Genomic DNA, 25,478 nt, shown 5'->3' with positions numbered 1-25,478 from the left:
GTATCGGAGCACGACACGGTTAAGGGGGGGCAAGGCGCTCGAATCGGCTACGACAAAGGTCACTGCATGGAGGCTCTATATCATTGATCTACATGGGAGTGATTGTCGGACGACGACATGGTTACGGGTCACGTCATGGTTAAGGAGCAGACGACAGAGTTTGGGTAGCACCGACAGCAAGAATCGTGCCAGTAGCACCCCGGAACTTAACATAATATGCATTATGCGAAATCAAAGGTGCGCATGATGTTCGGCGTCCGGCCTGACTCGCCCCTCGGTCTGGCTGGCAGTTCTGGCATCTGGGCTACGCAGTCCCGGGATCCCAGGCGTTCCGTGCAAGTTCGCGCGCAAGGAACTCCGCTGTCCTGCTTCCTTTGGCCCGGGCTACCTCATGCGGTATTCCTGTAGCCACGATTGTGCCGCCGGCACTGCCTGCGCCAGGCCCGACGTCAATCACCCAGTCGGCCTGCGCCACCGCACGCATGTCGTGTTCGATCATTACCACGGTGTTTCCGGCGTCGACCAGCCGCTGCAGCTGCACCATCAGCCGGTCCGCATCCGAGGCATGCAGGCCTGTGGTCGGTTCGTCCAGCACGTAGAGCGTGCGCCCACGCTGGCTGCGTTGCAGCTCGGTCGCCAGTTTGATGCGCTGGGCTTCGCCGCCTGAAAGCTCCGTGGCCGGCTGACCCAGTTTCAGATAGCCCAGGCCGATTTCCTGCAGCAACTGCAGTGGTCGGGCAATGGCATCCTCCTCGATGAAGAATGCGTGCGCCTGTTCGACCGTCATCTGCAGGACCTCGGCGATATTGCGTCCATTCCACAGCACCTTCAGCGTGGCCTCGTTGTAGCGGGCACCGTGGCAGGTGGGACACGGCGCATAGACGCTGGGCATGAACATCAGTTCGACGCTGACGAATCCCTCGCCTTCGCAGGTCCCGCACCTGCCCTTGGCCACGTTGAAGGAGAAGCGACCGGCGTCGAAGCGCCGGCGGCGCGCGGCCGGGGTTGCGGCGAACAGCTTGCGCACGTGGTCGAACAGCCCGGTGTAGGTGGCCAGGTTGGACCGTGGCGTGCGGCCAATGGGCTTCTGGTCCACCTGCACTACCCGCTGGATGGCATCCACCTCGCCGGCCAGCTGACCGCGGGTGGTCTCGATCACCTTCGGACCGTCCGCAGGCGTGGCATCGGCACCATCATCCGCGGGCTCATGCCCGAGGTGCGGAAGCAGAAGTTCGGGCAGCGCCTGGGCCATCAGGCTGGACTTGCCCGAACCCGAGATGCCGGTCACTGCGGTCAGCACGCCCAGCGGCACCTGCGCGTCCACGCCCTGCAGGTTGTGACGGTGGATGCCCTTCAGTTCCAGCCAGCTCCCCGGGCTGCGCTGCCGGCTTGCAGGTGCGGGGACCTGGTCGAAGAGGTAGCGGGCAGTCCGGGACTCCTCGATCTGGCGCAGGCCTTCGGGCGCGCCGCTGTACAGGACACGCCCGCCCCGCTCCCCGGCCTCCGGACCCACATCCACCAGCCACTGCGCCCGGCGGATCAGCTCCAGATCGTGTTCGACGACGAACACCGAGTTGCCGCCGTCACGCAACCGGTCCAGTGCGTCGTACAGCGCCTGGCTGTCGGCAGGATGCAGGCCGGCTGATGGCTCATCGAGCACGTACAGCACGCCAAAAAGCAGCGAACCCAGTTGCGTGGCCAGCCGCAGACGCTGCAGCTCGCCGGCCGAAAGCGTCGGCGTGGCGCGATCCAGCGAGAGGTATCCCAGGCCCAGGCCACGCAACTGCGTTACACGAGCCATGACCCCGCTTGCCAGCCGCTGTGCAGCCAGGCGCTTTTCTTCCGACAGGGCCGAGGTGAGCCGCACGTCCGGCGCGGCGGCGTGGACCGCGCGCCCGCTTGCCGCCCGCTGCCTGCGATCGCGACGTGTCGCGCTGCTGTTGGTGCCCTGGCCGTGGCCGTGGGCACTCAAATCGCCCTCCACTACCGGCTGCAGCAGGTCCGCCAGTTGATCCAGCGGCAACCGCATGAACTCCCCGATATCCACGCCTGCGAAGGTGACCGAAAGTGCCTCCGGCTTCAGCCGTTTGCCCTGGCAAGCAGGGCACAGCCTGCCTTCCATGAAACGGGATACCCGCTTCCTCATCAGTGCGCTCTGGGTGTTGGCGAACGTATGCAGCACGTAGCGACGGGCACCGGTATAGGTGCCCATGTAGCTCGGCTCGAGCTTCTGCCTGAGCGCGGTGCGGGTCTCGGCAGGGGTGAAGCCGGCATAGACCGGTACGGTCGGCGTCTCCTCGGTGAACAGGATCCACTCCCTGTCCTTCTTCGGCAGCTTCTTCCACGGTACGTCGACGTCGTAACCCAGCGTGACCAGGATGTCGCGCAGGTTCTGCCCATGCCAGGCCGGCGGCCAGGAAGCGATGGCACGCTCGCGGATGCTCAGCGAAGGATCCGGCACCATCAACGCTTCAGTCACCTCGTAGACGTGGCCGAGGCCGTGGCAGGTGGTGCATGCGCCCTGTGGCGTGTTGGGCGAGAAATCCTCGGCGTAGAGCATGGGCTGGTGGGCCGGATACGCCCCCGCCCGCGAATACATCATGCGCACCAGGCTGGACAGCGTGGTTACGCTGCCCACCGAAGAACGCGCATTGCTGGCGCCGCGTTGCTGCTGCAGGGCTACCGCCGGCGGCAATCCCTCGATGGCATCCACATCAGGCACGCCCGCCTGGTCGATCAGGCGCCGCGCATAGGGCGCAACCGACTCGAAGTAGCGCCGCTGGGCCTCGGCGAAGATGGTGCCAAACGCCAGTGACGACTTTCCCGAACCGGACACCCCCGAAAATGCCACCAGTGCATTGCGTGGAATGGAGACGTCGACGTTCTTTAGGTTGTGCTCGCGCGCCCCGCGGACCTCGACGCAACCTCCGGTTTCGCTCGGGACATCGCCAAGGGTCTTGATGGGCATATCGCGTTCCTGCAGGCAGTGGGGGCGCGCCAGCGCGGGCCAATGCTCAGATTGTCACTGCTGGGGGCGGATGCCGGTGAGAAGCCGGCGCAGGCACCGTGCCAAAGTGCGCGATGCGCCGGCACGACCGGCGTCATCACCGCCGCATCGTCCTGTCCAAGCACGGGACGCCGACTGGGGCGCACCTGCGTGAACATCATCAATTTCTCCCTTGCCCGGGGGACAGGTCCGAGTGGGCCTGCGGGCGGGAGGCGTTACCAACCGCCGGCACTGCCAGCCGACCTGGTTGCCCGTTCCGGCCTGATCGCCCGGCTGGACGGACCGCCGGGACGGATCTGCGTGGTCCATGGTCCGCCCGGCAGCGGCAAGTCGGGCCTGCTGGCCAGCCGCAGGCCCAAGGGCTCGCAGTGCAGTGGCTCAACCTTACGTCCGAGGACAACCAGCCCGAGGTGCTGCGCCGGCACCTGGCCAGGCGTTCCCGGGTGGCAGCGTGGAGTCAGTGGCTGATGAACCGGGTGAACTTCCCGGCGGCGGCGTGGCCTATATCGACAACCTGGAGCGCGTGACCGATGCATCGGCGCGCGAACTTCTGGAGTGGTTCCTGCTCGGCCTGCCGGGTGACAGCCGCCTGCTGCTGGCCAGCCAGCAATCACCCGGGGCCCTGCTGCAGCAGGCCAGGCTGCAGGGCCGGCTGGACGTGGTCGATCCGACCGACCTGCGCAAGGATCCTCCGCCGCCCCCCACCCTGTGCGGCATTACCTGGCGCCGCCTGCCTCCGCTGCCCAGAGCTCCGCATCCGCACCCGCGGGGATGTAAAGCGGCGACCTGGGATCGGTCGCCGCCCGCCAGACAGCCTCGGCAACGTCCACCGATCGCGTGCCCGGGCCGGTGGAGGCGGCCATGCGGGCAATGGTGTCCTGCATGAACTGGCCATACACCGGATCATCGAAACCGCGCAGGCCGGCGCGGGCGGATTCGCGAAAGCGGGTTTCGCCGGAGGACCCGGGCAGGACGAGGTGCGCGCGCAGGCCGAACTGGCCGATCTCGGCGGCCAGCGACTCGGTGATCACGTTCACCGCGGCCTTGGCGGCGCGGTAGGCGCCGATCAGTGGCAGCGGCCGGTAGATCGCGCTGGAGGTCACGTTGACGATGACGCCGGACCTGCGCTCCCGCATCTGCGGCAGGACGGCCTGCGCCATTGCGATGGTGCCGAAGGTATTGGTTTCAAACAGGCTGCGTACGGTATCCATGTCCATCAGCTCGAACGGCGCCGGCGCGCCGAAGCCGGCGTTGTTGACGAGGACATCGATCTCCCTGCCCCGGCCATAGCGGCCCTGATGCTTTGGGGATCGGTGATATCCAGCGGGAGCACTACCGCATTGGGTGACGCCGCGAACAGGTCTTCGCGCGGGGAGCGCATGGTGGCGATGACCCTCCAGTCGCGCTCCAGGAACAGGCGGGCGGTTTCCAGTCCAAAGCCGGAAGAACAGCCGGTTATCAGTACGGTCTTCATTCGCGTCTCCTGCGTGGATGTCGAGATCCACGGTACGTCCCGGCCTCAGTACTGACTACAACCAGAAGTCCGTATCCCGTTTGCGAGAGTCCAGCCATGACCGATCCATTGGCCGAAGTCGTGATGCTGCTGCGGCCAGCCACCCGCTTCTACAAACACGTGGTCGGTGCCGGGAGCTGGCAGGTTGAGCGATCCGACGCGGGTGAGCCTTTCTATTGCGCCGTGATCGAGGGCACGTGCCGCCTTGCGCTTGATGGGAGTGAGGGCATCGTCCTGCAGGCCGGGGATTTCGTGCTGGTTCCAGCGGCCCATGGGGTCGCGACGTCCAGTCTTGACGTTCCCGACGGGGCAGCCAATTCGGTGCCGGTCGCCTTGGGTGGTGGGATGTTCCGCATTGGCGAGCAGCGCGGGCCGACCGACCTGCGGATGCTGATAGGTCATTGCAGTTTCGATTCGCCGGACTCGGCCCTGCTGGTCTCGCTGATGCCACAGCTCATCCATGTCCGTGGCCAATCCCGTCTGCAGACCCTGGTGCAGCTGCTGGCCGATGAATCCCGCGAGGAGCGCCCTGCGCGCGAAGTCGTGCTGGCGCGGCTGCTGGAAGTGCTGTTCATCGAAGCCTTGCGCTCGATCAGCGCAACCGGCGTGGCCCGCGGCCTGGTGCAAGCACTCTCCGAACCGCGGCTGGCCGCAGCCATCCGTGCCATGCACGCGCGACCCACCCACCCGTGGACGGTCAACGAACTGGCTAAGGAGGCTGCACTGTCGCGCTCGGCATTCTTCGAACGCTTCAACCGGGTACTGGGCATGCCGCCCATGGAGTATCTGCTCGTCTGGCGCATGGCCGTGGCCAAGGATCTGCTGCGCCGGGAAGAGATCAGCATTGCCGCGGTAGCCGAACGCGTTGGCTACAGTTCGGCGAGCACCTTCAGCGTGGCCTTCCCGCGCCACGTGGGATGCCCACCGGCCCGCTATGCCGCTGAAAACCGGGGCGGCGCAGAAGACAGCGAGTTCATCAGCCCAAGCGCTGCCTGATCGCGCTCAGGGGTACCGCCTTCGCTTCCACCGACCCGATCTGTGCCGGAACGCCGGCAACTGGAAGAATCCGAGCCGGCTTACCTGCGCTTTGCGCGCTTGCCTTCGTTACCACCGGCGCGGCCCTGCGCGAACTCGGGGAAGGTTTCTTCCAGCGACTTGGTCTCGGGCAGGACGTAGAACACACCGCCGCGCTCGAATGTCGGGTTCACCACGCCCTCGTAGAACTCCGGCGCGACGTTGATGCAACCGTGGGTGATCCGGTTGTCATCCGGCGTCGGCGACGCCAGACGCTCGGGGCGACGTTCCTTCTTCACCCCGGTGGCAGTGGGATGGATGGACACTGCGGTGTCGTAGTCCACCCAGAGCACACGCCCTGCATCCAGCGAGGGGCCGTAGCCGCCCACGAAGCGGCCCGCCGGCGTGGTGCGGTCGCGCCCCGGGATCTCGCGCAGCGCCAGGCCCGCGACGCCCGGGGCCGAGTGGTCACCGACTGCAGAACCCAGCAGCACAGGGGCAGCGCCGCGCAGGCGCCCATCGCCGCCGAACACCAGGATCTGCGCCGCAGCCTTGTCAATGATCGCGAAGGGATAGCCCTCGCTGTCCCGCGATGCCACGACCCAGCCTGCCAGCTCGGTCACCGTCTCGGAGACGTCCTGGTTGGACGGAAGCAGATCAAGCGCTGTTGCGGGCTGCACGTCATCCGCGGCATGGGCCACGTTGGAGGTGGAAAGAGCCAGCGCAAGCGCCAGCACGCCAGCAACATTGCGGATCGCGGTATGCATGGGGGGCAAGGGGGTATTCCTGGAAGCGGGGTCTATCGGGGGTCCATCAAAACGAAAGGACCGGCAGCCAAGACAGCCACCGGTCCTTGCGCTGCATCAGCCGCGCGGAACGCGACGCGGGGAGGTCTCGAGCTGCTGCACACGGCTTTCGATCTGGTCCAGGCGCTGGTTGGCGCGCTGGGCCGACTGGTTGGCCGACTCTGCGCTCTGGGCAGCGCCCTGCACGCGCTGGTCAAGGGTGTCCAGACGCGAGTTGATGGTGGCGAACTCGTCGCTGTAGGTGGCGCAGCCGGACAGGCCGAGCGAAGCCACGATTGCCACAGCGGCCAGGCGGACTTTTGCGGTGTTGGTCATGCTCATTCTGAACCTCCGTCGTTTGGGGCTCTGGAATATAGCGAGCTTTTTGTCAGCGTCATGTGGGGACTTCATCGGTTGTTCCGATACGTTGACGAACTGTGAAGCGGTGCTCAGGCGGTGAACGTCTGGTTCAGCTCCCGTCCGGTCCGCGCTATCGATTCCGTTCGGTACATGTCGGATTTGACGAAGACTTGCGTACGCCACCAAGCTTCAGACCCTGCACCCCGATACGGAAAAGCGATGAAGGTCTATCTGGATGACGAGCGCCCCACGCCTGACGGGTGGACACGCGTCTACTGGCCAGATGAGGCAATCGCATTGCTGCAGGCCGGCTCGGTAAGCGAGATCAGCCTGGACCACGACCTCGGCGACGACACGAGGGGCACCGGCTGCGACGTCGTGTCATGGATCGAGCGCGCGGTGGCCTGTGATGGCTTCTCGCCACCCATCATCCATGTGCCTACCGCCAATCCCGCCGCACGTCGACGGATGGAGACGGGAGTGGCTGCCATCCAGCGCATGCTCCGCGCCCCGGCTGATTGAGGCCACACCCTTCGTCGTGACGCATGGACCAGGATGCTGGTGACATCCGCGCACGACGTTCACCCGCAACCGTGGACCAACCTCTCCCCGACCTCAGAGAGGAAGTGCAATGGCACAGGACATCCACACGAGTGACGCGCATCAGTCCAAGGCCAGGCGTGATCGACACATGGCCAGGGTGGACGCGTCGTTTGGCAAGGCGGCGCTCCGGGTCAGGATCGCCATTGGCACGCGTGGACTGCTCGCATTGGCGGGAGTGATATCGAGCACCCTGCTGGCCACCGCGGTGATCGTGGGCGTAGCCACGCGCAAGCTGCCCGAAGGCGCCACGCCGCGCGGGATGGAACGGCACCGCTGATGACCCTCCCGTTCCCGGGCATCCACGTTTGACCGCCGCCTCGCCATCCCTGGCTTGGCGCCGCTGTTCCGTCACCGCCCCGCGGCCAGCATGGCCGCGGGCTGGCAGATTGTCAGGAGGACGAGCGCGGAGCGAGGGCCAGTTCCCGGGGTTCCAGTCCGGACATTGCAGGTCCTTCCAGCAACTCGCCCGAGGCGCTGAAGCGGCTGCCATGGCAGGGGCAGTCCCAGCTGCGCTCGTCCCCGTTCCACTGCACCAGGCACGCCCAATCGGTGCGCCAGGTACAGGTTTACGTGATCCACCATGCGTGTTCCATCTTCTGGGCGTCCGGTTATGAGTGGGTCCGGAAGGGGCGGCGCAAACCATCCCCGGTGCTTCCACTGGCTGTGGCCACGTCGGTGCTGGCCTACGTCGTCGACTACAAGGTCGTGCATCCGCGGCTTTCGCCGGGCTTCGACCAACGGATGAAGGACCGCGACATGTTCTTCGTCTACGCCGCCTTTGGCGTAGGCCTGGTCCTACCCTGGATGGCAAGGTGTGGTGTCCGCGGCAAGGGCTCGCGCCGCGGTAGGTAGTGGTCAGCTATCCGGTGCATCCCAGAGCGAGCGGTGCGCGGCAATGCCGGCCAGTGCACCTTCGCCAATGGCCAGTGACACATTGCCCGCCAGTCGACCCGCATCACCACAGGCAAACACACCTTCCACCGTGGTCTGCTTGGAGGAATCGGTGGTGATGCACCCCTCGTCCTCCAGTTCACAGCCCAGCTCCTGCGCCAGCGAACAAGACAGCCGCGAGGTAGGGGAAAGGAAAATCGCCGACTGCTGCAGCGTCCGGCCATCGGCCAGGTGCAGGGTGGCCTCATCGCTGATCTTCACGACCGGCACGGTTTCGATCCTGACCCCGCGCTCGGCAAGCTCACTGACGACGTCGCCATCAAGCTCAGAGGCATGCTGGCAGACCAGCGTCACCTCCCCCCACTCGGTCAGCATCAACGCCTGCTGCGTGGCTTCGTCCAGGGTGCAGCCCAGCACGGCGATCCTGCCGCCGAAAGCCTCATAGCCATGGCAGTAGGGGCAATGGAACGCGGTAATTCCCCAGCGCTCATCCAGGCCCTCGATGTCCGGCAGGTCATCCACCGTGCCGTAGGCCAGGATCAGCCGTTGTCCTTCGAATTCCTGACCATCGCTGCACCGGACATGGAACCGGCCCTCGTCACCGTCACGCCGGACGGCGGAGTCCACTTCGCACTGCACCCAGCGCAGCGTCGGGTAAGCGAGCAGCTGGGTGCGGGCCTTGTTGAGGATGGCGGCCGGGTCATCACCGTCGTGGGCGAGAAGGCCGTGGGACGTCGACGCAAAACGGTTGCGGGGCCGGCCGGAGTCGACTACCAGAACCCTGCGACGGGCTCTCGCCAGCTGGAGTGCCGCGGACATGCCGGCATAGCTTCCGCCGACCACGATGACATCAAAACTTTCCAGTTCCGGGGAACTCATGCGGTCCATCCTGGGAAAAGCGTGCGGCAAGGGTTACTGATGGTCCGTCTCAGTCGCCGCATCCGGGTCCTTGCCGTAGGTGCCGGCCTGGCCGAAGTTCGGCTGGGTGGCGCCGTCCCGCTCCGGGCTGCCTTCCGGCTCGCCCTCGCCGAGCTTGCCGCCCTTGCCGTGGCCGTGCTGGTTGTAGCCTTGGTTGTCAACCGTGTTGGCGTCCGTGGTCTTGCCTGGCGATGCGGGGCCATCGCCTTGGTCTTTACGTTGCTCGGTCATCATTCCTCCAGATGAAGAAGCGCCCGACGCAGGCTGGCCGCGCGCGGGCGCTGCGTGATCAAGCAGCCTTGGCAGCCTTGGCGTTGCCACCGGCCTTGGCCAGCATCGTCAGCTTCTCGTCGGTGGCCTTTTCCTCCTCCAGGGTCTCCAGGAGCAGCGGCAGTGCGTCGTTGTAGCCCAGCTGCTTGGCCAGGGCAGCGATCGTGCCGTAGGAGGCAATCTCGTAGTGCTCGACCTTCTGCGCACCACCGATCAACGCGGCGTCGCGCACCGGGCCTTCCTCGATGCTGTCGATCACTTCCTTGCCCTCTTCCACCAGGCCTTCCATCGCGGCGCACTTGATGCGCTTCAGGCGGATGCCCAGCACTTCGACGACCTGGTCGATGCGCTCGATCTGGCCCTGGGTTTCTTCGAGGTGAGTCTCAAAGGCGGCGGCCAGGTCCGGATTGGAAGCCGCGCGCGCCAGACGCGGAAGGGCCTTGCTCAGCTGCTTCTCGGCACTGTAGATGTCGGACAGCTCGTGGATGAACAGGTCTTCTGCGGTTGTGATAGCCATGTGGTTGGCCTCTCTTGTGGCGATGGAAGGCCCACCATAGGCAGGCGCTCGTTATCTCCGCGTCGAATGTTGTGAACCCCACCTTGATTCGTCGTCGTCCACGAGATTGGCCCTGGTGCGAACTGGCATCCAGAAGCGCTTCCCGCCTGACGGGGAGATTCCAGGACCGTGGTCCCAGTGGATGCTCCATGAGCCGATTGCCCACTGAAGCCAACGCCCCGATCTGGACTCGTTGCCCGCCAACGCATTGCGGATTTCTTGCCGACTGCGATGGCAACGTCGCGAGGAGCGTAGTCAGCATCCCCCCGCGTTGATGACCTCCGAGCGGCTTCGGCTCAGTTTGCTCAGACGAACATGAAAAACCCCTCCAGACTTGCGTCTGGAGGGGTTCGGGCCGTCGTGGGCGGAAGGTCCGCCCCAGGATCAGCGCTGCTGATTGCGCTGGCTCTGCTGGTTCTGCTGGTTGCGCTGATTCTGCTGATTCTGCTGGTTCTGCTGGTTCTGCTGATTCTGCTGATTCTGCTGATTCTGCTGGTTGTTCTGGTTGTTCTGATTCTGCTGGTTCTGCTGGTTGTTCTGATTCTGCTGGTTGGTCATCTCTCTATCCTCCAATGGGGATCAGGGAAATCCTGACCGTGGAATCATGGTGCAGGACTCGGCTGTCAGAACACGTCCAATTCCGGTGATCGAGCCGTGAGAGTCAGGAGCTGTCGTCTCCACATGCAATGAAGATTTGGCGCGATCACTTGTCGCCGTGACCGTCGTACGGGCGCTCGTAATCGCCCGGATCGGCGTTGCGTTCCTGCTCGGGCATGTCGCGGTCCTTGCGCAGGGCCTTGTCGTTGCGGAGCTTGTCTGGCGTGTGCGCCTTGTCCTGGTCGCTCACGTCAGCAGTCGGGTTGAAAGGAAGTTTGTCGTTCATGGCTTCTCCTGGGTGCATGTCGTCCCGTCAGCGCGGGACGGCGTGGTCAGTGCGATCACCTGTGTGGCGCAGGTCGGCGGACAGCGCGCCGACCTTGTCTACCGCTTCTACCTGCCGGGAGGGCGCAGGGGGCCGCGCCGCTCCCTCCGTACGCCTTGGCTATAGGTCCCTTTGGGTGAAACCCCGGTGACGTCCCGCTCCGGACAGCGGCAGCCGTGGCTCAGCCAGCCGGGTCCAGTCCCCGGCTGGCCAGCAGGGCCATCGCCCTGCCCGGCAGCGTCCAGCCGCCCTGCTCATCGGCCTGGAGATCCGGTTCATCCAGGCTGGTCACCAGCAGGCGCCAGCTGGATTGCGTGGAATCCGGCGGGACAAAGCGCTGCACCTCGATGCCGGCGTTCACCAACAGCAGCAGATGGGTATGGGCTGCTGCGCCATGGCCCTCCTCGCTGGTGACCGGGGGCAGGTGCAGCATCAGGCTGCGGCGCTGTGGGTCATGCCAGTCGCCCGGCATAATTGCCCCACCCTCGGGCAGCAACCAGCCGACCTCGGCGGTGTCATGGTCATCGCGTGCGTCAAGAAAGCGCTTGCGGCGCAACTGCGGATAGCGACGACGCAGGGCCAGCAACTGGCGCACGAAGCGGGACTGCTTCTGGCCGTCTTCCGACAATGCGCGCTCCCAGTCGATCCAGGTAATGGGATTGTCCTGGCAGTAGGCGTTGTTGTTGCCGCCCTGGCTGTGCCCGAACTCGTCACCGGCCAGCAGCATCGGCGTGCCCTGGGACAGCAGCAACGTGGCGAGCATGTTGCGCATCTGCCGCTGGCGCAGCGCATTGATCGCCGGATCGTCAGTGGGACCTTCGGCGCCGTGGTTCCACGAGATGTTGTGGTCGCTGCCGTCCTTGCCGTCCTCGCCATTGGCTTCGTTGTGCTTGTGGTCGTAGCTGACCAGGTCATGCAGGGTGAAGCCGTCGTGGGCGGTGATGAAGTTCACCGAAGCCGAGGGGCGGCGGCCATGGTGGTTGAACAGGTCGGCCGAGCCCATCAGCCGGGTCGCGAAGTCGGACAGCTGGCCTTCGTCGCCTCGCCAGAACGCACGCATGTTGTCGCGGAATCGGTCATTCCATTCCGCCCAGCCCGGCGCGAAATTTCCCAGCTGGTAGCCGCCCGGACCGATGTCCCAGGGTTCGGCGATCAGCTTGACCTGGCTCAGCACCGGGTCCTGGCGCACCGCATCGAGGAAGCCACCGGACGGATCGAAGCCGTGGTGCTCGCGGCCGAGGATGGTGGCCAGGTCGAAGCGGAAACCGTCCACGCGCATGTCCTGCACCCAGTACCGCAGCGAGTCCATGACCATGCGCAGCGCGCCGGCATTGGTCAGGTCGAAGGTGTTGCCGGTGCCGGTGTCGTTGATGTAGTAGCGGCGGTCGTCCGCCAAGCGGTAGTAGCTGGCGTTGTCGATGCCCTTGAACGACAGCGTCGGGCCCAGCTCGTTGCCCTCGGCGGTGTGGTTGTAGACCACGTCCAGGATCACTTCGATCCCGGCATCGTGAAGCTGGGCGACCATCTGCTTGAACTCGGCGATGTTGCCGGTGGACAGGTAGCCCGGGTCGGGGGCGAAGAAACCCAAGGTGTTGTAGCCCCAGTAATTGCGCAGCCCACGCTCGACCAGGTACTGGTCATCCACGTGCGCGTGGATCGGCAGCAGCTCCAGCGCGGTGACGCCCAGCTGCTGCAGGTGGGCGATCACCGAATCGGAACGGATCGCCGAGAACGTGCCACGCAGTGGTTCGGGCACCTGCGGATGCTGCATCGACAGCCCGCGCAGGTGGGCCTCGTAGATCACCGAACGGTCCCACGGCACGGCCGGGCTTCTTTCCTGGCCCCAGGTGAAGGCCGGATCCACCACCACGCAGCGCGGCATGTACGGCGCGCTGTCGCGCTTGTCGAAGCTCAGGTCCGCATCCTTGTGGCCGATGGTGTAGCCGAACAGGTGCGGAGCCCAGCGGATCTGCCCGACCAGCTGCCTGGCATAGGGATCCAGCACCAGCTTGTTGGGATTGAAGCGGTGGCCGTCGCGCGGCGCGTACGGGCCATGCACGCGGTAGCCGTAGCGCAGCCCCGGCCGCGCATCGGGCAGGTAGCCATGCCAGATCTCGTCGGTGTATTCGGGCAGGCGGATGCGTTCGACCTCCCTGCCCTTCCCGTTGAACAGGCATAGGTCCACCTGGGTGGCATGGCGGCTGTACAGGGCGAAATTGACGCCCAGTCCGTCCCAGGTGGCGCCCAGCGGCCAGGGCCTGCCGGCCTGCACGCGGGACGTGCCGGTGGCGTTGCTGTGGCGGCTCATGACCGGGCCTCCTGGTCGTGCTGCGCCGCTTCGATCTCGGCGGCGACCAGCTGTTCTGCCATCAGCCAGTGGCGTTCGGCCTGGTCATCCGGGCGGCCTTCGGCCTCCCAGATCTGGCGTGCCAGTTCACGGGTCCGTTCCAGTTTGCTTTGTTCGTCCATTGGGTTACCAGGTACTGAAGATGGCGAGGGGGCTGTTGTCGAACAGGGTGCGAAGGCGCTGCGGGGTGTCATCCACCTCCAGGGCCGCCCCGGTCAGCACGTTGCGGTAGCGGCCCGGTGGAACCTGCATGCGCGCATCGCGCCAGTGGGCGGCGGCCAGCGTGGCGCCCGCGGTCACCGGCGTACGCCGGGTGAAGCGGGCGGCGGCCACGATGAGGCGTTCGCCGCCAAGCCCGCGTGAGAACGCGAGCATCGGCACCGGGCGATTGCACGCCAGCGGCTGGTAGTCGCCCTGGGCGAACAGGGCGGGCCGCTCACTGCGCAGCTGCAGCAGCTCACGCACCAGCCGTGCCTTCACCGCCCCGTCCTGCCATTGCTTCAGGAGTTCAAGCCACGGGCGCTGGTCGGACAGCCATTGCCGCCGCTGCGCGTAATCCACCGGGCGCCGGTTGTCCGGATCCACCAGCGACAGGTCCCAGCCCTCCCCGCCCTGGTACAGATCGGGGATGCCGGGCACGGTCATGCGCAGTGCGGCCTGCACCAGCGAATTGCGGGCACCGGCCGGAGCGATGGCCTCGGCCGCGGCCTCCAGTGCCTTGCGCAGCGGGCGACCTTCCAGGCTGAGCAGTGCGGCCTCGATGAACTGCTGCAGCTGTTTTTCGAAGTCCTCGTCGGGATGGGTCCACGATGAGCGCAGGCCGGCCTCGCGTACCGACTTGACCTGCCAGGCAGCGATGCGCCCGGCAAAGTCCGCCCAGTCCGGTTCGGCCCCGTCCAGCGGCCATGACCCCACCAGGCCCTGCCACAGCACCAGGCGCACCTCCGCCGGCGGAACTGGCAGGTCGAGCAGGTTTGCCTTGCGGTCGAAGCTGCGCACCTGCCGCTGCCACCATGCCGGTCGTTCGGACACGACGGCCAACCGGGCCCGTGCATCCTCGCCACGCTTGTGGTCGTGGGTCGCGGTGGCCAGCAGCGCCTGCGGATGGCGTGCAGCGCGCAGTTGCATGCGCTCATGGAACTGGTCGGTGGTCAGCGCGAATTCGTCCGGACGGCTGCCAACCTCGTTGCGCGAGACCAGCACGCCGTGGCGATAGAACGCGCAATCCTCCACCGCCTTGGCGTTGAGCGGCGCCGACAACTGCTGCAGGCGCCGGCGCAGCATCGCGCGGATCGCCCCGTTGCGGTCCGAGACCGGTCCGTCGATGACCCAGCGCACGATGGTGGCGGCGGCCGCGCAGACTTCGGGCGGTTCGCCGCGGCAGGCGGTATCCAGCACCTGTTGCCAGCAGCGCACATCCTCGTCGCTGATCTGGCTGGCCGTTGCGTAGGTGCGGTACACCGGGAAATGCACCAGCATTGCCTCCAGCGCCCGCTGCAGCAAGGGGCCACCAATGCGCTGGCCGCAGACGGTTTCGCGCGCATCCACGCACAGCAGCAGGGTGAGCAGCGCCTCGAACTCGGAGCGCAGGCCCAGGCGCAGTACTTCACGGCGGGCCTGTCGTTCTTCCCTGAGGAAGTCGCCACTGCGACAGGCCAGTTCCTGCCAGTGCCGGGTCAGTGGCTGCAGGCCATTCTCGTCATGCAGCCAGCCGGACACCTCGTCCATGAAGTCGTAGCCGGTGGTGCCATCGCACTGCCAGTCATCGGGCAGGCGCTCGCCCGGGGCGAGGATCTTCTCCACCCACAGCAGCGGCCGCTGCCTGCCTTCGCCTGCGGCATCCAGTTCGACGCGCAGTCGTTGCAGGTAGGCCGCAGGATCGGCCAGCCCATCGACATGGTCCACGCGCAGGCCATCGAGGACGCCTTCGCGCACCAGCCGCAGCGGCAGTTCATGCACCGCGGCGAACACATCCGGCTGCTGGACCTGCAAGGCAACCAGCGAGGTGATGGTGAAGAAGCGCCGGTAGTTGAGGCGATCATCGCCGTGGCGCCACCACACCGGCAGCCAGGCCTGGGCAGCCAGCAGCGCAGACCACTCAGGATCCTGCACGGACGCCTCGGCATTGAGCCGCGCGCACCATCCCTCCACGTCCGTGGCCGGCCAGGACCCGGGCTGCAGCGGCAGCCGGGTTTCGTAGTGCAGGAGTTCCGGGTTGCCGTCAGGCCCGGGTTGCAGGCGCAGCAGGCCCTCGTCCAGCGCCTCGGCCAGCGGCCGGTCGAGCACCGGCAGCACGACCTTCCCTGCCGACAGTAGCGCCCGCCAGTCGATATCGAACCAGTGCGCATGCGCGCTGCGCCGTCCCAGCCGTAGCACGTCCCACCAGCGGTCGTTCAACGGATGGGCGGCCATGTGGTTGGGCACGATGTCCAGCACCAGGCCCAGGCCATGCCCGCGGGCGCGGGTCGACAGCTCGCGCAGTGCTTCCTCGCCGCCGATCTCCGGGTTGACGCGCGCCGGGTCGACCACGTCGTAGCCATGGGTCGATCCCGGCACGGCACTGGCAATGGGCGACAGGTACAGATGGCTGACGCCCAGCGAAGCGTAGTAATCCAACTGCGCCGCCACATCACGGAGGGTGAAGCCGGCATGTAGCTGCAGGCGGACCGTGGCGCGTACCTGGCTCATGGGCCCACCTTTGCGCGGGCGCGGTCGAAGGTTTTGAGTGACTGCCGCAGCACGTTCTCCGGCAGCGGTTCGGGCAGGCGCCGGCGCCAGTTCGGATGGTCACCCACCGTGCCCGGGAGGTTGACCTGCTCGGGCAGGCCCAGGGCGTCCTCCACCGGGAGCAGGGCCAGCGGTGATGGACTGGAGGCGACATGGCCAAGCAGCGCCAGTCGCGCCGAGGCTGGCCCGGCGCTGGAACCGGCCGCCAGGCAGGCTTCCAGCCGGGCTACATCGCGCTGGCGCAGGTCGCGCTCGCTGCGCAGCCGGGCCTTGTCGAGCTGGCCAAGCTGGGCCCGCCAGCGCAGGTCCAGGCCACGGCGCCAGCCCACCAGGGTCGGCAGGTCATGGGTGCCGGTCATTGCCACTGCATCCTTGCGCCACCGCGCCGGTGGCACGAAGTCGCCCTGCTCGTCGCGGCAGAATGCCAGCACGTCCATGCCCATGATTCCGCGACGCGACAGCGTGGCGCGGATGCCCTCGGGCACCACGCCCAGGTCCTCGCCGATCACCACGCAGCGGTGCCGCCAGGATTCGAGCGCGAGCAGGTTGAGCAGGTCCTCCAGCGGATAGCGCAGGTAGGCACCCTCGCCCGCCTCGCCGCCCCGCGGCACCACCCACAGCCGCTGCAGGCCGAGGATGTGGTCGATGCGGATGCCGCCGCGATCGCACATCACCGCGCGTAGCAGCGAAATGAAGGGTGCGAAGCCCGAGGCAACCAGCCCTTCCGGCGAGTAGCCGGTCACGCCCCAGACCTGCCCGCCCGGTGCGAACGCGTCCGGCGGCGCGCCAAGCACCAGGTTATGCAGCAGGCTGTCACCGGCGGCGTCGGCCTCGGCGCCGTCCGGGTCAAAGCCCACGGCGAGGTCGGCGACCAGGCCGATGCGCATGCCGACACGGCGTGCCTCGTCATGCACACGCTGCCAGCCGCGCGTGGCCATCCACTGGCCGAACACGGTCAGCGACGGCGCGATGCCATGGCGGCCCTGCATGAACCGGGCATGCGCTGCCAGCGCATCACCGGATTGCGCCTCAAAGCGGCGCAGGTCGGCCGCCTCGTCGTCGCTGCCGCCACGCACCTCGGGCTCCAGCAGTTCCAGCCACTGCCACTTGGCCCGGGCCGCAGCCGGCCAGTCGATCAGTTCCGTCTGTCGCAGCACCTCCAGCTCGCGGCGCAGGGTTGGTGCGCGACCGAGTGCGGCCAGGGCGCGGTCGCCCAGCATGTCCACCGGCGCGGCGTAGATCGGATCGAAGAAACGGCGGTCACCCGGTGAGTACGGGCTGTACAACTCCCCGATGGAATCGGACGCATGCACCGGCCCCAGCGCCAGCGCATCCGCGCCAGCGGTGGTCGCGCGCCACGCCCAGTTGCCGCAGGCCGACGTGTCACCGACCCCGCTGTCGTGTTCGCCGCGGGCCGCGTAAGGCTGCAGCACCAGGCCCCAGCAGCGTGGGTCTGATTCCGCCACCGCATCGCTGACGCTGAAACAGCGCTCCGGCGCCACTGCCACGGCCTGCACGTGGTCCTGGCACAACAGCGTCCAGTAACCGGGCCGCGCGGGCGCGATGACCAGGCCGCCGGCATCGGTATGTACGGCCTGCTCGCTGCCGTCCTCGTGCTGCCAGAGGCATGCCGCATCAGCCACGCCGAGTTCCAGGTACCCACCCACGCGGGTGGTCAGCAGCGGCGGATGGCCTTGGCGCTGGGCAAGCCGGCGCAGGCTGTCGCGGCGCTGGGAGAGGTCACGTGCCGGCAGGTCGAGGGCAGCCAGCAAGCTGGCCAGGGTGCCCTCGCCCACGCGCTGCGGACGGCCATCGACATCGGTCCACTCAACCGCGATGCCGGCTGCGGTGGCCAGCTCGGCCAGGGAGGGTGAGGCGCTCATGCGGCCTCCACATGGACAGCGACGAAGCCGCAGGGTGGAACAAGGCCGTCGGCATCCGCACCTAGCCGGAATACTTCCCGACCGCGCGGCAATTGGATGGCCACCGGCAGCTCACCCGCATTGAACGCCAGCCACCACTGGCCGCCGCCCAGCTGCCACCCGGCGCGGATCGCGCCCGGAGCAATAGCGGTGGCGCCAAGTGGCCGCACCGGACCTTCGGCAACGAGATGGTCGGCACGTACCTGCAGCAGCCGGCGGAACAGCTCCAGCCACTGCCGGGCCCCGGCGTCGTCATCGGCAGGCCATGCGACGCTGGACCGCTCGAAGGTTTCCACAGCGTTGGGATCGGGGATGCGCGCACGCAGCGTCTCGTCCTGGAAGCTGCGGAAATGCGCGAACTCGGCACGCCGGCCTTCGCGCACTGCCTCGTCCAGCGGAGGGCGGTGATCGGTGAAGAACAGGAACGGGGCGGTCTCGCCCCACGGCTCGCCGAGGAAGAACAGCGGGATCATCGGCGTCAGCGCGGTGAGTGCCATGGCCAGTGCCGTGCGCCCGTCCCCGGCCAGCGACAGCAGGCGCTCGCCCAGCGCCCGGTTGCCGATCTGGTCATGGTTCTGCGCGAACACGACGAACTGCTCCGGCGGCAAGGCGCCGCTGGGCTCGCCGCGATGCCTGCCGGCGCGATTGCATTCGCCCTGCCACGAGAAACCTTCGCCCAGCACCCGGCACAGGCGCGCCGTGGCGTCGTCGGCATGGTCGCCGTAGTAGCCCTCGTCCTCGCCGGTCAGCAGCACGTGCAGCGCGTTGTGGAAGTCGTCGTTCCACTGCGCGGTGTAGCCGCCGGCCAGCAGCGAGGCCTGGTTGTCCTCGTTCTCCAGCACCAGGTGCACGTGGCGGCCCCCCAGTTCGCGGGTGATCTCCCCGCGCAGGGTCTGCAGGAACCCGCGCGGCTGGATGGCATGCACCGCATCCAGGCGCAGGCCATCGAAGCGGTAATCACGCAGCCACATCAGCGCGTTGTCGATGAAATAGCGCTGCACCGCGGGCTCGCGGAAGTCCACCGCATCACCCCACGGGGTGCGGATGTCGTGGCGGAAGAACGGCGGCGCGATGGCCGGCATCGGGTTTCCGTCCGGACCGAAATGGTTGTAGACCACGTCCAGCAGCACCATCATCCCGAGCCCGTGGGCGCGGTCGATCAGTGACTTCAGCTCCTCGGGGCGGCCGTAGCAGGCGGCCGGTGCGTAATGCAGCACGCCGTCGTAGCCCCAGTTGCGGCGCCCCGGGAAGCTCGCCAGCGGCATCAGCTCCAGTGCGGTGATGCCAAGCGCGGCCAGCCTCGGCAGTTGCCGTTCCAGCGCGGCATAGGTGCCGCCGGCGGCACCGACATGCACCTCGTAGACCACCGCCTCGCGCCAGGGCCGGCCACGCCACTGCGGATTCTCCCAGCGGTGTGCGTGATCGACCAGCACGCTGGGCCCGAACAGGCCTTCGGGCTGGCAGCGGGACGCCGGGTCGGGAATCGTCAGGTCACCGTCGATCCGGTAGCGATAGAACATCCCGGCCTCGGCAATGCGCTCGAGTTGGAACCAGCCGTCGCCTGCCGGCTGCATCGGCAGCGGCTGGCCCTCCAGCAGCAGTTCTACCGACGTCGCCGCCGGTGCCCAAAGCGAGAATGTCCAGGTCCCCTGTTCGTTGCGCCATGCTCCCCAGCGGCGCTGCACGGCGCTCATTCCCTGACCTGCAGGTACAGGGTGGAAAGAGGCGGCAGGGTCAGTGCCAGCGACTGTGCGTGGCCATGCATGGGCCGCGGCACGGTCTGCAGCTCCCCGGCGTTGCCGACGTTGCTGCCACCGTAGAAGGCGCTGTCGGTGTTGAGCACTTCGGCCCAGCGACCCGCCGTGGGCACGCCCACCAGGTAGTCGCGCTGGATGACCGGGGTGAAGTTGGTCACCACCAGCATCGACCTGCCCTCGCGCTGCGGCGCATGCCGGACGAAGGCCAGCACGCTGTTGCGCCAGTCATCAGCCACGCTCCACTCGAAGCCGGACTCGTCATCATTGTTGAGCTGCAGTGCACGCTCACGCTGCAACAGCCCGTTGAGGTCGGTGACCAGCCGGCAGATGCCTTCATGCGCGGGCAGCCGGGCGGTGGCCCAGTCCAGCTGCGCATCGTGGTTCCACTCGGCCGGCTGGGCGAACTCGCCGCCCATGAAGAGCAGCTTGCTGCCGGGGTGGGCCCACATGAAGCCGTAGTAAGCCCGCAGGTTGGCCAGCTGCTGCCAGCGGTCGCCCGGCATCTTGCACAGCAGCGAACCCTTGCCATGCACGACCTCGTCGTGGGACAGCGGCAGGATGAAGCGCTCGCTGAAGGCGTAGATCGCGCTGAAGGTGATCTCGCTGTGGTGGTGAGAGCGGTGCACCGGGTCACGCCGCAGGTAGTCGAGCGTGTCGTGCATCCAGCCCATGTTCCACTTGTGACTGAAACCCAAACCCTGCTGCTCGACCGGTGCGGTGACGCCCGGCCAGGCGGTGGATTCCTCGGCCATCACCATTACGTCGGGATGGCGCTGGCGCACGGTCTGGTTGAGCTGGCGCAGGAAGTGCACGGCTTCCAGATTCTCGCGACCGCCCTCGGCGTTGGGCAGCCATTCGCCCTCGGCGCGGCTGTAATCGCGGTACAGCATCGAGGCCACGGCATCGATGCGCAGGCCGTCGATGTGGAAACGCTCGAACCACTCCAGCGCGCTGGCGACCAGGAACGCGGCGACTTCGGCGCGGCCGTAGTTGTAGATCAGGGTGTTCCAGTCCGGGTGCAGGCCCAGGCGCGGGTCGTCGTGCTCGTACAACGCAGTGCCGTCGAAGCGCTGCATGCCATGGGCATCCCCGGGGAAATGCGCGCCGACCCAGTCCAGGATCACGCCCAGACCTGCGGTGTGGCAGCGGTCGACGAAGCGCGCGAACGCATCCGGCGAACCGTGCCGCGCAGTCGGCGCGAACATGCCAAGGGGCTGGTAGCCCCAGGAGCCGCCGAACGGGTGCTCGCTGACCGGCAGCAGCTCGATGTGGGTGAAGCCCAGCGAGCGCACATAGGGAATGAGTTCGTCGCCGAGGCGATCCCAGTCCAGCGGCTGCCCGTTGGCATCGCGGCGCCAGGACCCGGCGTGGACCTCGTACACGGAGATCGCCTGGCCCGGTGCCTGGGCGCGAGCCTCCATCCATGCCTGGTCGTGCCAGTCGAAACCGGTTGGCGGGCTCACCACCGAGGCGGTGGCCGGAGGGAGTTCCGCGGCACGGGCATACGGATCGGCCTTTTCGGCCATGCTGCCGTCGATGCCGGTAATCGCGAACTTGTAGCGGGCACCCGCCGCCACGCGAGGCAGGAACAGCTCCCATACCCCGGCGTCATGGCGCAGGCGCATCGGGTGCCGGCGGCGGTCCCAACCGTTGAAGTCGCCGACCACGGCTACGCGCTGTGCGTTGGGTGCCCACACTGCAAAGCGCACGCCCTCGATACCATCACTTTGGCCCAGGTGCGCGCCCAGGCAGGCGCGCGCGGCATCCGCGTCGCCGGCGCGCAGGCGCGCCAGCTCGGCATCGCTCAGCTGCGGACCGAAGGCGTAGGCATCCTCGACCTCCTCAACGGCCTCCGGCCACTGGATCCTCAACCGGCACAGCTGCCGGTCCGGCAGCCCGGTCTCGAACAGGCCGTCGTTGCCAACGGCCTGCAGCGCCTTCCACTGGCCGGACGCCGTGCGCACGGACACCGACAAGGCACCCGGCAGCAGTACCCGCAGCCGCCACCGTCCGTCGATCAGGTGCGGGCCCAGCAGCGCGAACGCGTCGCCCGGCTGGCCGGCGACCAAGGCACCTAGTTCCCAGCCCGTGTCGTTGACCACGGCATCCTCCCTGACCGGCGATACACCGTGCATCGCGGTTGCTCCCTCACTCATGCGTACTGCTCCACAACACGTTCATAAAGACGCAGGTAATGCCCGCCGGCGGTTTCCCAGCTGGCGGGACGAAGCATCGCGGCACGGCGCATGGCTGCCATCAGGCCCGGGATGCGATGGATGCGGAAGGCCCGTTGCACGCAGCGGCGCAACGCGTCGACGTCGGCCCCGCTGAACAGCAGGCCGGTCACGCCGTCCTCGATGGTGTCGATCAGCCCGCCGGTCGCGTGTGCGATTGGCAGGCACCCGAAGCGCTGGGCGTACATCTGGCTGAGACCACACGGTTCGAACCGCGACGGCATCAGCAGGAAATCCGAACCGGCGAACATCTGCCGTGCCAGCGCCTCGTCGAAGCCGGGATATACGCCGACACAGGCAGGGAAGCGCCGTGCCAGTTGCGCTACTTCGGCCTCGATCTGCGGTTCGCCACCGCCAATGATCAGCAGTTGGCCACCGGCGGCGGCGATCTGCGGCGCTACCGCGCAGCTCAGGTCCAGACCCTTCTGGTGCACCAGCCGCGAAACCACCGCGAACACCGGGCCATCGCTGTCGGGCAGGCCGAACGCGCGACGCACCCGCTGCTTGTTCGCTTCCCTGCCCTCCCAGCGATGCAGGTCGAAATGGTCTTCCAGATGGTGGTCGCTGCGGGGATCCCAGCTGGCATCAATGCCGTTGACGATGCCGCTGAGCCGGCCCCGTGCCGCATGCCGGCGCAACAGGCTGTCCATGCCGCAGCCATCGGCCGGCGCGGTGATCTGGCGCGCATAGCTGATGCTGACTGTACTCACCTGGTCGGCGTGGACGATGCCGGCGCGCAGGAAGGACAGCTGTCCGTGGAAGTCAAGCTCGGCAACATGTTCCGGCTCGATGCCGAGCACGGCGGCCTCGTCCAGCGGGAACAGGCCCTGGTAGGCCAGGTTGTGGATGGTCAGCAACGAGCAGGCCGTTGCCCCGTTCCATTTCAGGTAGGCCGCGGCCAGTGCGCACGGCCAGTCATTGAGGTGCAGCAGGTCCGGCCGCCACTTCAATCCCGCCTGGCCACCGGCGATCAACGCTGCGGCTCGCGAGAAGGTGGCAAAGCGCACCGCGTTGTCCACCCAGTCGCGGCCTTGATGGTCCACGTAGGGACTGCCGGGACGGTCGTAGAGCATGGGGCAGATCAGCACGTATACCGGCAGGCCATCGGCCAGGGTGAGCCTGCCGATCTCGCACGGCGGCAGGCCGGCCAGTGCGGGGATGCGCCCGACCTTGCGCATGCCCTTGGCACGGGCCATGACGTCCGGATAGCCGGGAATCAGTACGCGGATGTCGGCCCGTTCACGCACGGCACGCGGCAGCGACGAGGCGACGTCACCCAGCCCGCCCGCCTTGATGAAATCCGCCATTTCCGAGGTGACGAAAAGAATCCGCCCTTCCGGTCGAGACGTGGTCCGCCGCCGCGAAGGCGTGGTCTGGCCGGGACGCAGCCGCCGCGATACGCGGATGCTGGAGCCGTCGCCGTCGCGCAACAGCCCTTTCGGGGACTGGACGACGGGCACAACCGACTCATGCGGATGCGACATGACATGCACTCTAGGAAGGTGAATTGACGTTCGAGCGCCGATTGCCGGCCCCAGATGCGCGACCAGAACAATAGCAGCGAAGCAATCTTAATCCTCTTGGAATCAAGTCCTCGTGAATCCAACGCGAGTGCATGGTGAGCGTATGCGCGAAGCTGAAGCGTTTACGCGCGCGGATGGCGCACCTGATGGACACGGTGTGTACCCGGGCCTGCTTACGCTGCACGCACTCAGCCGCACCGAAAGGCTCCCAGATGACGCTATGGCACTGGCTTTACCTGCTCTGGCTTTGCGCCGGAGCACTGGATTTCTGGCTGCACCGTCGCAGCTGCATCGAATGGACATCCGGCGTGCGCGAGTCCGCACTGCATCTGGCGCAGCTTGCAGTCCTCGGCCTCGGTGTTCTGTTGTGGTTGTTGCTGCCGCGGTCCACCGGCCTGTGCGTGGGATTGACCATCCTGGTGGTCGTGCATGCCGCGGTGGGTTACTGGGACACGCGGGTCGCGTTTCCCCGACGCACGATCACCCCGCTGGAGCAGCACGTGCACAGCATCATGGACATCGCTCCCTGGGTAGCCCTGGCTGCAACCTGCTGGCCGATGCTCTCGGGGGTCGGGCTCGAGCCGGTCCCGGCGCCACGCCCCCTCTCCACTTGGGTGTTCGCACTGCTGCCGGCATTCCTGCTGGGCGTGGTCCCCGCCTTGTTCGAACTGCTGCGCTGCCTGAAATACGCAAGGCTGCAGCGCGAGCCGGGTTGAGAAGCGGGCGCGGGACAGGGCCACGCGCCCGCCCGCCATCACGGTGCCTTGGCCGGCACGAACGGTGAAACCGGATCGCTGGCCGGGAAGGTCTCGGTCAATGCCTCGTCCTGCAGCGTCTCCACTTTGTGCGCGTGCGGGGTCAGCACGACCTTGCGGCAGTCCTGTTCCTTCCTGTCGAAGATCTCATAGCCCTGGGCCGCCTCTTCCAGCGACAGGCGGTGGGAGATGATCACGCCCGGATCCAGGCGGCCGTCGCCGATGTGCTCCAGCAATTCGGGCATGTGCTTTTGCACGTGGGTCTGGCCCATCTTGAAGGTCAGGCCCTTGTCGAAGGCATCACCGAACAGGAAGCCATGGATGAAACCGGCATACACGCCCGGCACGCTGACAGTGCCGCAGCGGCGGGTCGCCGCGATGCATTGGCGCAGGGCAACGCCACTGCTGCCCTCGACCTTGAGGTTCACCGCCACGGTTTCCAGTGCGCTGCCTTCGGCCTCGAAACCGACTGCCTCGATCGATGCATCCACACCGCGTCCGGCAGTGGCCGACACGATGTACCCGGCCGGGTCGTCGATCTCGGCGAAGTTGATCGGAATCACGCCGTAGGCCTGTTCGGCAAACGCAAGCCGGTACGGGATGTGGTCGACCATGAACACGCGCTCGGCACCCAGCAGGCGGCAGCAGGCCGCCGCCATCAGGCCGACCGGGCCGGCACCGAAGATCGCCACGGAGGAGCCCCGGGTCACGCCGGCATCGACCACCGCCTGGTAGCCTGTGGGCAGGATGTCGGACAGGAACAGGACCTGTTCGTCGGTCAGCACATCGGGGATGCGCAGCGGGCCGACATTGGCCTTGGGCACGCGCACGTACTCGGCCTGCCCCCCGGCGATGCCGCCGTACAGGTGGCTGAACCCGAACAGCGCGGCGGGTGGCAGGATGTTCTTCTTGTTCAGCGCCGCGCCCTGGCCGTCGTTGGTGGTCTCGCAGGCCGAGTACTCCGCCAGGCGGCAGTGGAAGCAGTCACCACAGGCGATCACGAACGGGATCACCACGCGGTCGCCCTTCCTCACCCGGGTCACGCCGGGGCCCACGTCCTCGACCACGCCCATGAACTCGTGGCCGAGGATGTCGCCGGTGTGCATGTCGGGGATCTTGCCGCGGTACAGGTGCAGGTCCGAACCGCAGATCGCGGTCGCCGTGACCTTGAGAATGATGTCGTCGGCATCGCGCAGTACCGGATCCGGTACGGTCTCCACGCGGACGTCTTTGCTGCCGTGGTAGGTCAGAGCGCGCATTTTCCACCTCCTGGTGCGGGTTTGCAGGGCGGGCATTGCCAATGGCCCGGCCCGCGATGATTGCCGCACTCTGGCCGCGGAGGTGTTATGCCGGCGTAGGCGGATGTGACGGCGG

General features: G+C 67.1%; 20 protein-coding genes and 3 pseudogenes. 5 read left to right on the top strand and 18 right to left on the bottom strand.

The window, feature by feature from the left end:
• Positions 1 to 304: 304 nt before the first annotated feature.
• Positions 305 to 2,968: an excinuclease ABC subunit UvrA gene (locus LG380_RS04240; RefSeq protein ID WP_225763754.1), complete on the bottom strand. Its 2,664-nt coding sequence runs from the start codon at positions 2,966 to 2,968 to the stop codon at positions 305 to 307.
• A 755-nt stretch (positions 2,969 to 3,723) separates the two neighbouring features.
• Positions 3,724 to 4,481 (bottom strand): annotated as a pseudogene (locus tag LG380_RS04235) (SDR family oxidoreductase).
• A 96-nt stretch (positions 4,482 to 4,577) separates the two neighbouring features.
• Here LG380_RS04235 and LG380_RS04230 point away from each other — a divergent pair.
• Complete coding sequence (locus tag LG380_RS04230; protein WP_225763753.1) at positions 4,578 to 5,516, top strand: AraC family transcriptional regulator; 939 nt, start codon at positions 4,578 to 4,580, stop codon at positions 5,514 to 5,516.
• Positions 5,517 to 5,596: 80 nt separating this feature from the next.
• Here LG380_RS04230 and LG380_RS04225 read toward each other — a convergent pair whose 3' ends face one another.
• Together LG380_RS04225 and LG380_RS04220 are read right to left on the bottom strand one after the other, a co-directional pair.
• The gene (locus tag LG380_RS04225; protein WP_225766442.1) at positions 5,597 to 6,301 is read right to left on the bottom strand and encodes a hypothetical protein; all 705 of its coding nucleotides are present in this window, start codon (positions 6,299 to 6,301) and stop codon (positions 5,597 to 5,599) included.
• 96 nt (positions 6,302 to 6,397) lie between these two features.
• Positions 6,398 to 6,661 (bottom strand): hypothetical protein, encoded by a 264-nt coding sequence (locus LG380_RS04220; RefSeq protein ID WP_225763752.1) that lies wholly within the window; start codon positions 6,659 to 6,661, stop codon positions 6,398 to 6,400.
• A gap of 237 nt (positions 6,662 to 6,898) precedes the next feature.
• Between LG380_RS04220 and LG380_RS04215 the strand changes: the two genes are divergently transcribed.
• Together LG380_RS04215 and LG380_RS04210 are read left to right on the top strand one after the other, a co-directional pair.
• Positions 6,899 to 7,201 carry a cyclic-phosphate processing receiver domain-containing protein gene (locus tag LG380_RS04215; RefSeq protein WP_225763751.1) on the top strand — a complete coding sequence of 101 codons (303 nt, stop codon included), beginning with the start codon at positions 6,899 to 6,901 and terminating at the stop codon, positions 7,199 to 7,201.
• Positions 7,202 to 7,310: 109 nt separating this feature from the next.
• The gene (locus LG380_RS04210) at positions 7,311 to 7,559 is read left to right on the top strand and encodes a hypothetical protein (protein ID WP_225763750.1); all 249 of its coding nucleotides are present in this window, start codon (positions 7,311 to 7,313) and stop codon (positions 7,557 to 7,559) included.
• A 112-nt stretch (positions 7,560 to 7,671) separates the two neighbouring features.
• Here the strand turns inward: LG380_RS04210 and LG380_RS04205 are convergent.
• Positions 7,672 to 7,821, bottom strand: a pseudogene (locus LG380_RS04205) (Rieske 2Fe-2S domain-containing protein); the annotation flags it as partial.
• Between the two features lie 109 nt (positions 7,822 to 7,930).
• Between LG380_RS04205 and LG380_RS04200 the strand changes: the two are divergent.
• Positions 7,931 to 8,134 (top strand): hypothetical protein, encoded by a 204-nt coding sequence (locus LG380_RS04200; protein ID WP_225763749.1) that lies wholly within the window; start codon positions 7,931 to 7,933, stop codon positions 8,132 to 8,134.
• A gap of 3 nt (positions 8,135 to 8,137) precedes the next feature.
• Here LG380_RS04200 and LG380_RS04195 read toward each other — a convergent pair whose 3' ends face one another.
• The 12 genes from LG380_RS04195 to glgA all read right to left on the bottom strand — a co-directional run bounded on the left by LG380_RS04195 (position 8,138) and on the right by glgA (position 23,310).
• Positions 8,138 to 9,061: an NAD(P)/FAD-dependent oxidoreductase gene (locus LG380_RS04195; protein WP_225763748.1), complete on the bottom strand. Its 924-nt coding sequence runs from the start codon at positions 9,059 to 9,061 to the stop codon at positions 8,138 to 8,140.
• 24 nt (positions 9,062 to 9,085) lie between these two features.
• Positions 9,086 to 9,322, bottom strand: a complete 237-nt coding sequence (locus tag LG380_RS04190) for a hypothetical protein (protein WP_225766682.1) — start codon at positions 9,320 to 9,322, stop codon at positions 9,086 to 9,088.
• A 58-nt stretch (positions 9,323 to 9,380) separates the two neighbouring features.
• Complete coding sequence (locus tag LG380_RS04185) at positions 9,381 to 9,878, bottom strand: ferritin-like domain-containing protein (protein WP_225763747.1); 498 nt, start codon at positions 9,876 to 9,878, stop codon at positions 9,381 to 9,383.
• Positions 9,879 to 10,301: 423 nt separating this feature from the next.
• Positions 10,302 to 10,475: a hypothetical protein gene (locus LG380_RS04180; RefSeq protein ID WP_225763746.1), complete on the bottom strand. Its 174-nt coding sequence runs from the start codon at positions 10,473 to 10,475 to the stop codon at positions 10,302 to 10,304.
• A 145-nt stretch (positions 10,476 to 10,620) separates the two neighbouring features.
• Positions 10,621 to 10,800 (bottom strand): hypothetical protein, encoded by a 180-nt coding sequence (locus LG380_RS04175; protein WP_225763745.1) that lies wholly within the window; start codon positions 10,798 to 10,800, stop codon positions 10,621 to 10,623.
• Between the two features lie 220 nt (positions 10,801 to 11,020).
• Complete coding sequence (gene glgX / locus LG380_RS04170) at positions 11,021 to 13,147, bottom strand: glycogen debranching protein GlgX (RefSeq protein ID WP_225763744.1); 2,127 nt, start codon at positions 13,145 to 13,147, stop codon at positions 11,021 to 11,023.
• Positions 13,144 to 13,308, bottom strand: coding sequence for a DUF2934 domain-containing protein (locus LG380_RS04165; protein WP_225763743.1), 165 nt, complete (start codon positions 13,306 to 13,308; stop codon positions 13,144 to 13,146). The genes glgX and LG380_RS04165 overlap by 4 nt, the downstream gene beginning before the upstream one ends.
• A gap of 4 nt (positions 13,309 to 13,312) precedes the next feature.
• Positions 13,313 to 15,874: a malto-oligosyltrehalose synthase gene (gene treY / locus LG380_RS04160; RefSeq protein ID WP_225763742.1), complete on the bottom strand. Its 2,562-nt coding sequence runs from the start codon at positions 15,872 to 15,874 to the stop codon at positions 13,313 to 13,315.
• A complete protein-coding gene (malQ, locus tag LG380_RS04155; protein WP_225763741.1) occupies positions 15,871 to 17,796 on the bottom strand; it encodes a 4-alpha-glucanotransferase in 1,926 nt (641 codons plus the stop codon). The genes treY and malQ overlap by 4 nt, the downstream gene beginning before the upstream one ends.
• Positions 17,793 to 19,529, bottom strand: a complete 1,737-nt coding sequence (treZ, locus tag LG380_RS04150; RefSeq protein ID WP_225763740.1) for a malto-oligosyltrehalose trehalohydrolase — start codon at positions 19,527 to 19,529, stop codon at positions 17,793 to 17,795. The genes malQ and treZ overlap by 4 nt, the downstream gene beginning before the upstream one ends.
• Positions 19,526 to 21,727 carry a 1,4-alpha-glucan branching protein GlgB gene (gene glgB, locus LG380_RS04145; RefSeq protein ID WP_225766441.1) on the bottom strand — a complete coding sequence of 734 codons (2,202 nt, stop codon included), beginning with the start codon at positions 21,725 to 21,727 and terminating at the stop codon, positions 19,526 to 19,528. The genes treZ and glgB overlap by 4 nt, the downstream gene beginning before the upstream one ends.
• A gap of 17 nt (positions 21,728 to 21,744) precedes the next feature.
• Positions 21,745 to 23,310 (bottom strand): glycogen synthase GlgA, encoded by a 1,566-nt coding sequence (glgA, locus tag LG380_RS04140; RefSeq protein WP_263973775.1) that lies wholly within the window; start codon positions 23,308 to 23,310, stop codon positions 21,745 to 21,747.
• Positions 23,311 to 23,561: 251 nt separating this feature from the next.
• Between glgA and LG380_RS04135 the strand changes: the two genes are divergently transcribed.
• Positions 23,562 to 24,065: a hypothetical protein gene (locus LG380_RS04135; protein ID WP_225763739.1), complete on the top strand. Its 504-nt coding sequence runs from the start codon at positions 23,562 to 23,564 to the stop codon at positions 24,063 to 24,065.
• A 137-nt stretch (positions 24,066 to 24,202) separates the two neighbouring features.
• Here the strand turns inward: LG380_RS04135 and LG380_RS04130 are convergent.
• A pseudogene (locus LG380_RS04130) lies at positions 24,203 to 25,363 on the bottom strand (zinc-dependent alcohol dehydrogenase); the annotation flags it as partial.
• Positions 25,364 to 25,478: the final 115 nt, after the last annotated feature.

This window comes from Stenotrophomonas sp. Marseille-Q4652, assembly GCF_916618915.1.
Classification (GTDB): Bacteria; Pseudomonadota; Gammaproteobacteria; order Xanthomonadales; family Xanthomonadaceae; genus Stenotrophomonas.
The sequence above is the reverse complement of the archived record's forward strand: the minus strand, read 5'-3'. Positions and strand labels throughout refer to the sequence as shown.

Excerpts from the sequence above, each read along its gene's own strand:
- LG380_RS04240 (WP_225763754.1), bottom strand. The coding sequence starts at position 2,968 with ATGCCCATCAAGACCCTTGGCGATGTCCCGAGCGAAACCGGAGGTTGC.
- glgA (WP_263973775.1), bottom strand. The coding sequence starts at position 23,310 with ATGTCGCATCCGCATGAGTCGGTTGTGCCCGTCGTCCAGTCCCCGAAA.
- LG380_RS04220 (WP_225763752.1), bottom strand. The coding sequence starts at position 6,661 with ATGAGCATGACCAACACCGCAAAAGTCCGCCTGGCCGCTGTGGCAATC.
- LG380_RS04175 (WP_225763745.1), bottom strand. The coding sequence starts at position 10,800 with ATGAACGACAAACTTCCTTTCAACCCGACTGCTGACGTGAGCGACCAG.
- glgX (WP_225763744.1), bottom strand. The coding sequence starts at position 13,147 with ATGAGCCGCCACAGCAACGCCACCGGCACGTCCCGCGTGCAGGCCGGC.
- LG380_RS04225 (WP_225766442.1), bottom strand. The coding sequence starts at position 6,301 with ATGCATACCGCGATCCGCAATGTTGCTGGCGTGCTGGCGCTTGCGCTG.
- glgB (WP_225766441.1), bottom strand. The coding sequence starts at position 21,727 with ATGCACGGTGTATCGCCGGTCAGGGAGGATGCCGTGGTCAACGACACG.
- LG380_RS04210 (WP_225763750.1), top strand. The coding sequence starts at position 7,311 with ATGGCACAGGACATCCACACGAGTGACGCGCATCAGTCCAAGGCCAGG.
- LG380_RS04190 (WP_225766682.1), bottom strand. The coding sequence starts at position 9,322 with ATGACCGAGCAACGTAAAGACCAAGGCGATGGCCCCGCATCGCCAGGC.
- LG380_RS04230 (WP_225763753.1), top strand. The coding sequence starts at position 4,578 with ATGACCGATCCATTGGCCGAAGTCGTGATGCTGCTGCGGCCAGCCACC.
- LG380_RS04215 (WP_225763751.1), top strand. The coding sequence starts at position 6,899 with ATGAAGGTCTATCTGGATGACGAGCGCCCCACGCCTGACGGGTGGACA.
- malQ (WP_225763741.1), bottom strand. The coding sequence starts at position 17,796 with ATGAGCGCCTCACCCTCCCTGGCCGAGCTGGCCACCGCAGCCGGCATC.
- treZ (WP_225763740.1), bottom strand. The coding sequence starts at position 19,529 with ATGAGCGCCGTGCAGCGCCGCTGGGGAGCATGGCGCAACGAACAGGGG.
- LG380_RS04180 (WP_225763746.1), bottom strand. The coding sequence starts at position 10,475 with ATGACCAACCAGCAGAATCAGAACAACCAGCAGAACCAGCAGAATCAG.
- LG380_RS04185 (WP_225763747.1), bottom strand. The coding sequence starts at position 9,878 with ATGGCTATCACAACCGCAGAAGACCTGTTCATCCACGAGCTGTCCGAC.
- LG380_RS04165 (WP_225763743.1), bottom strand. The coding sequence starts at position 13,308 with ATGGACGAACAAAGCAAACTGGAACGGACCCGTGAACTGGCACGCCAG.
- LG380_RS04135 (WP_225763739.1), top strand. The coding sequence starts at position 23,562 with ATGACGCTATGGCACTGGCTTTACCTGCTCTGGCTTTGCGCCGGAGCA.
- LG380_RS04195 (WP_225763748.1), bottom strand. The coding sequence starts at position 9,061 with ATGGACCGCATGAGTTCCCCGGAACTGGAAAGTTTTGATGTCATCGTG.
- treY (WP_225763742.1), bottom strand. The coding sequence starts at position 15,874 with ATGAGCCAGGTACGCGCCACGGTCCGCCTGCAGCTACATGCCGGCTTC.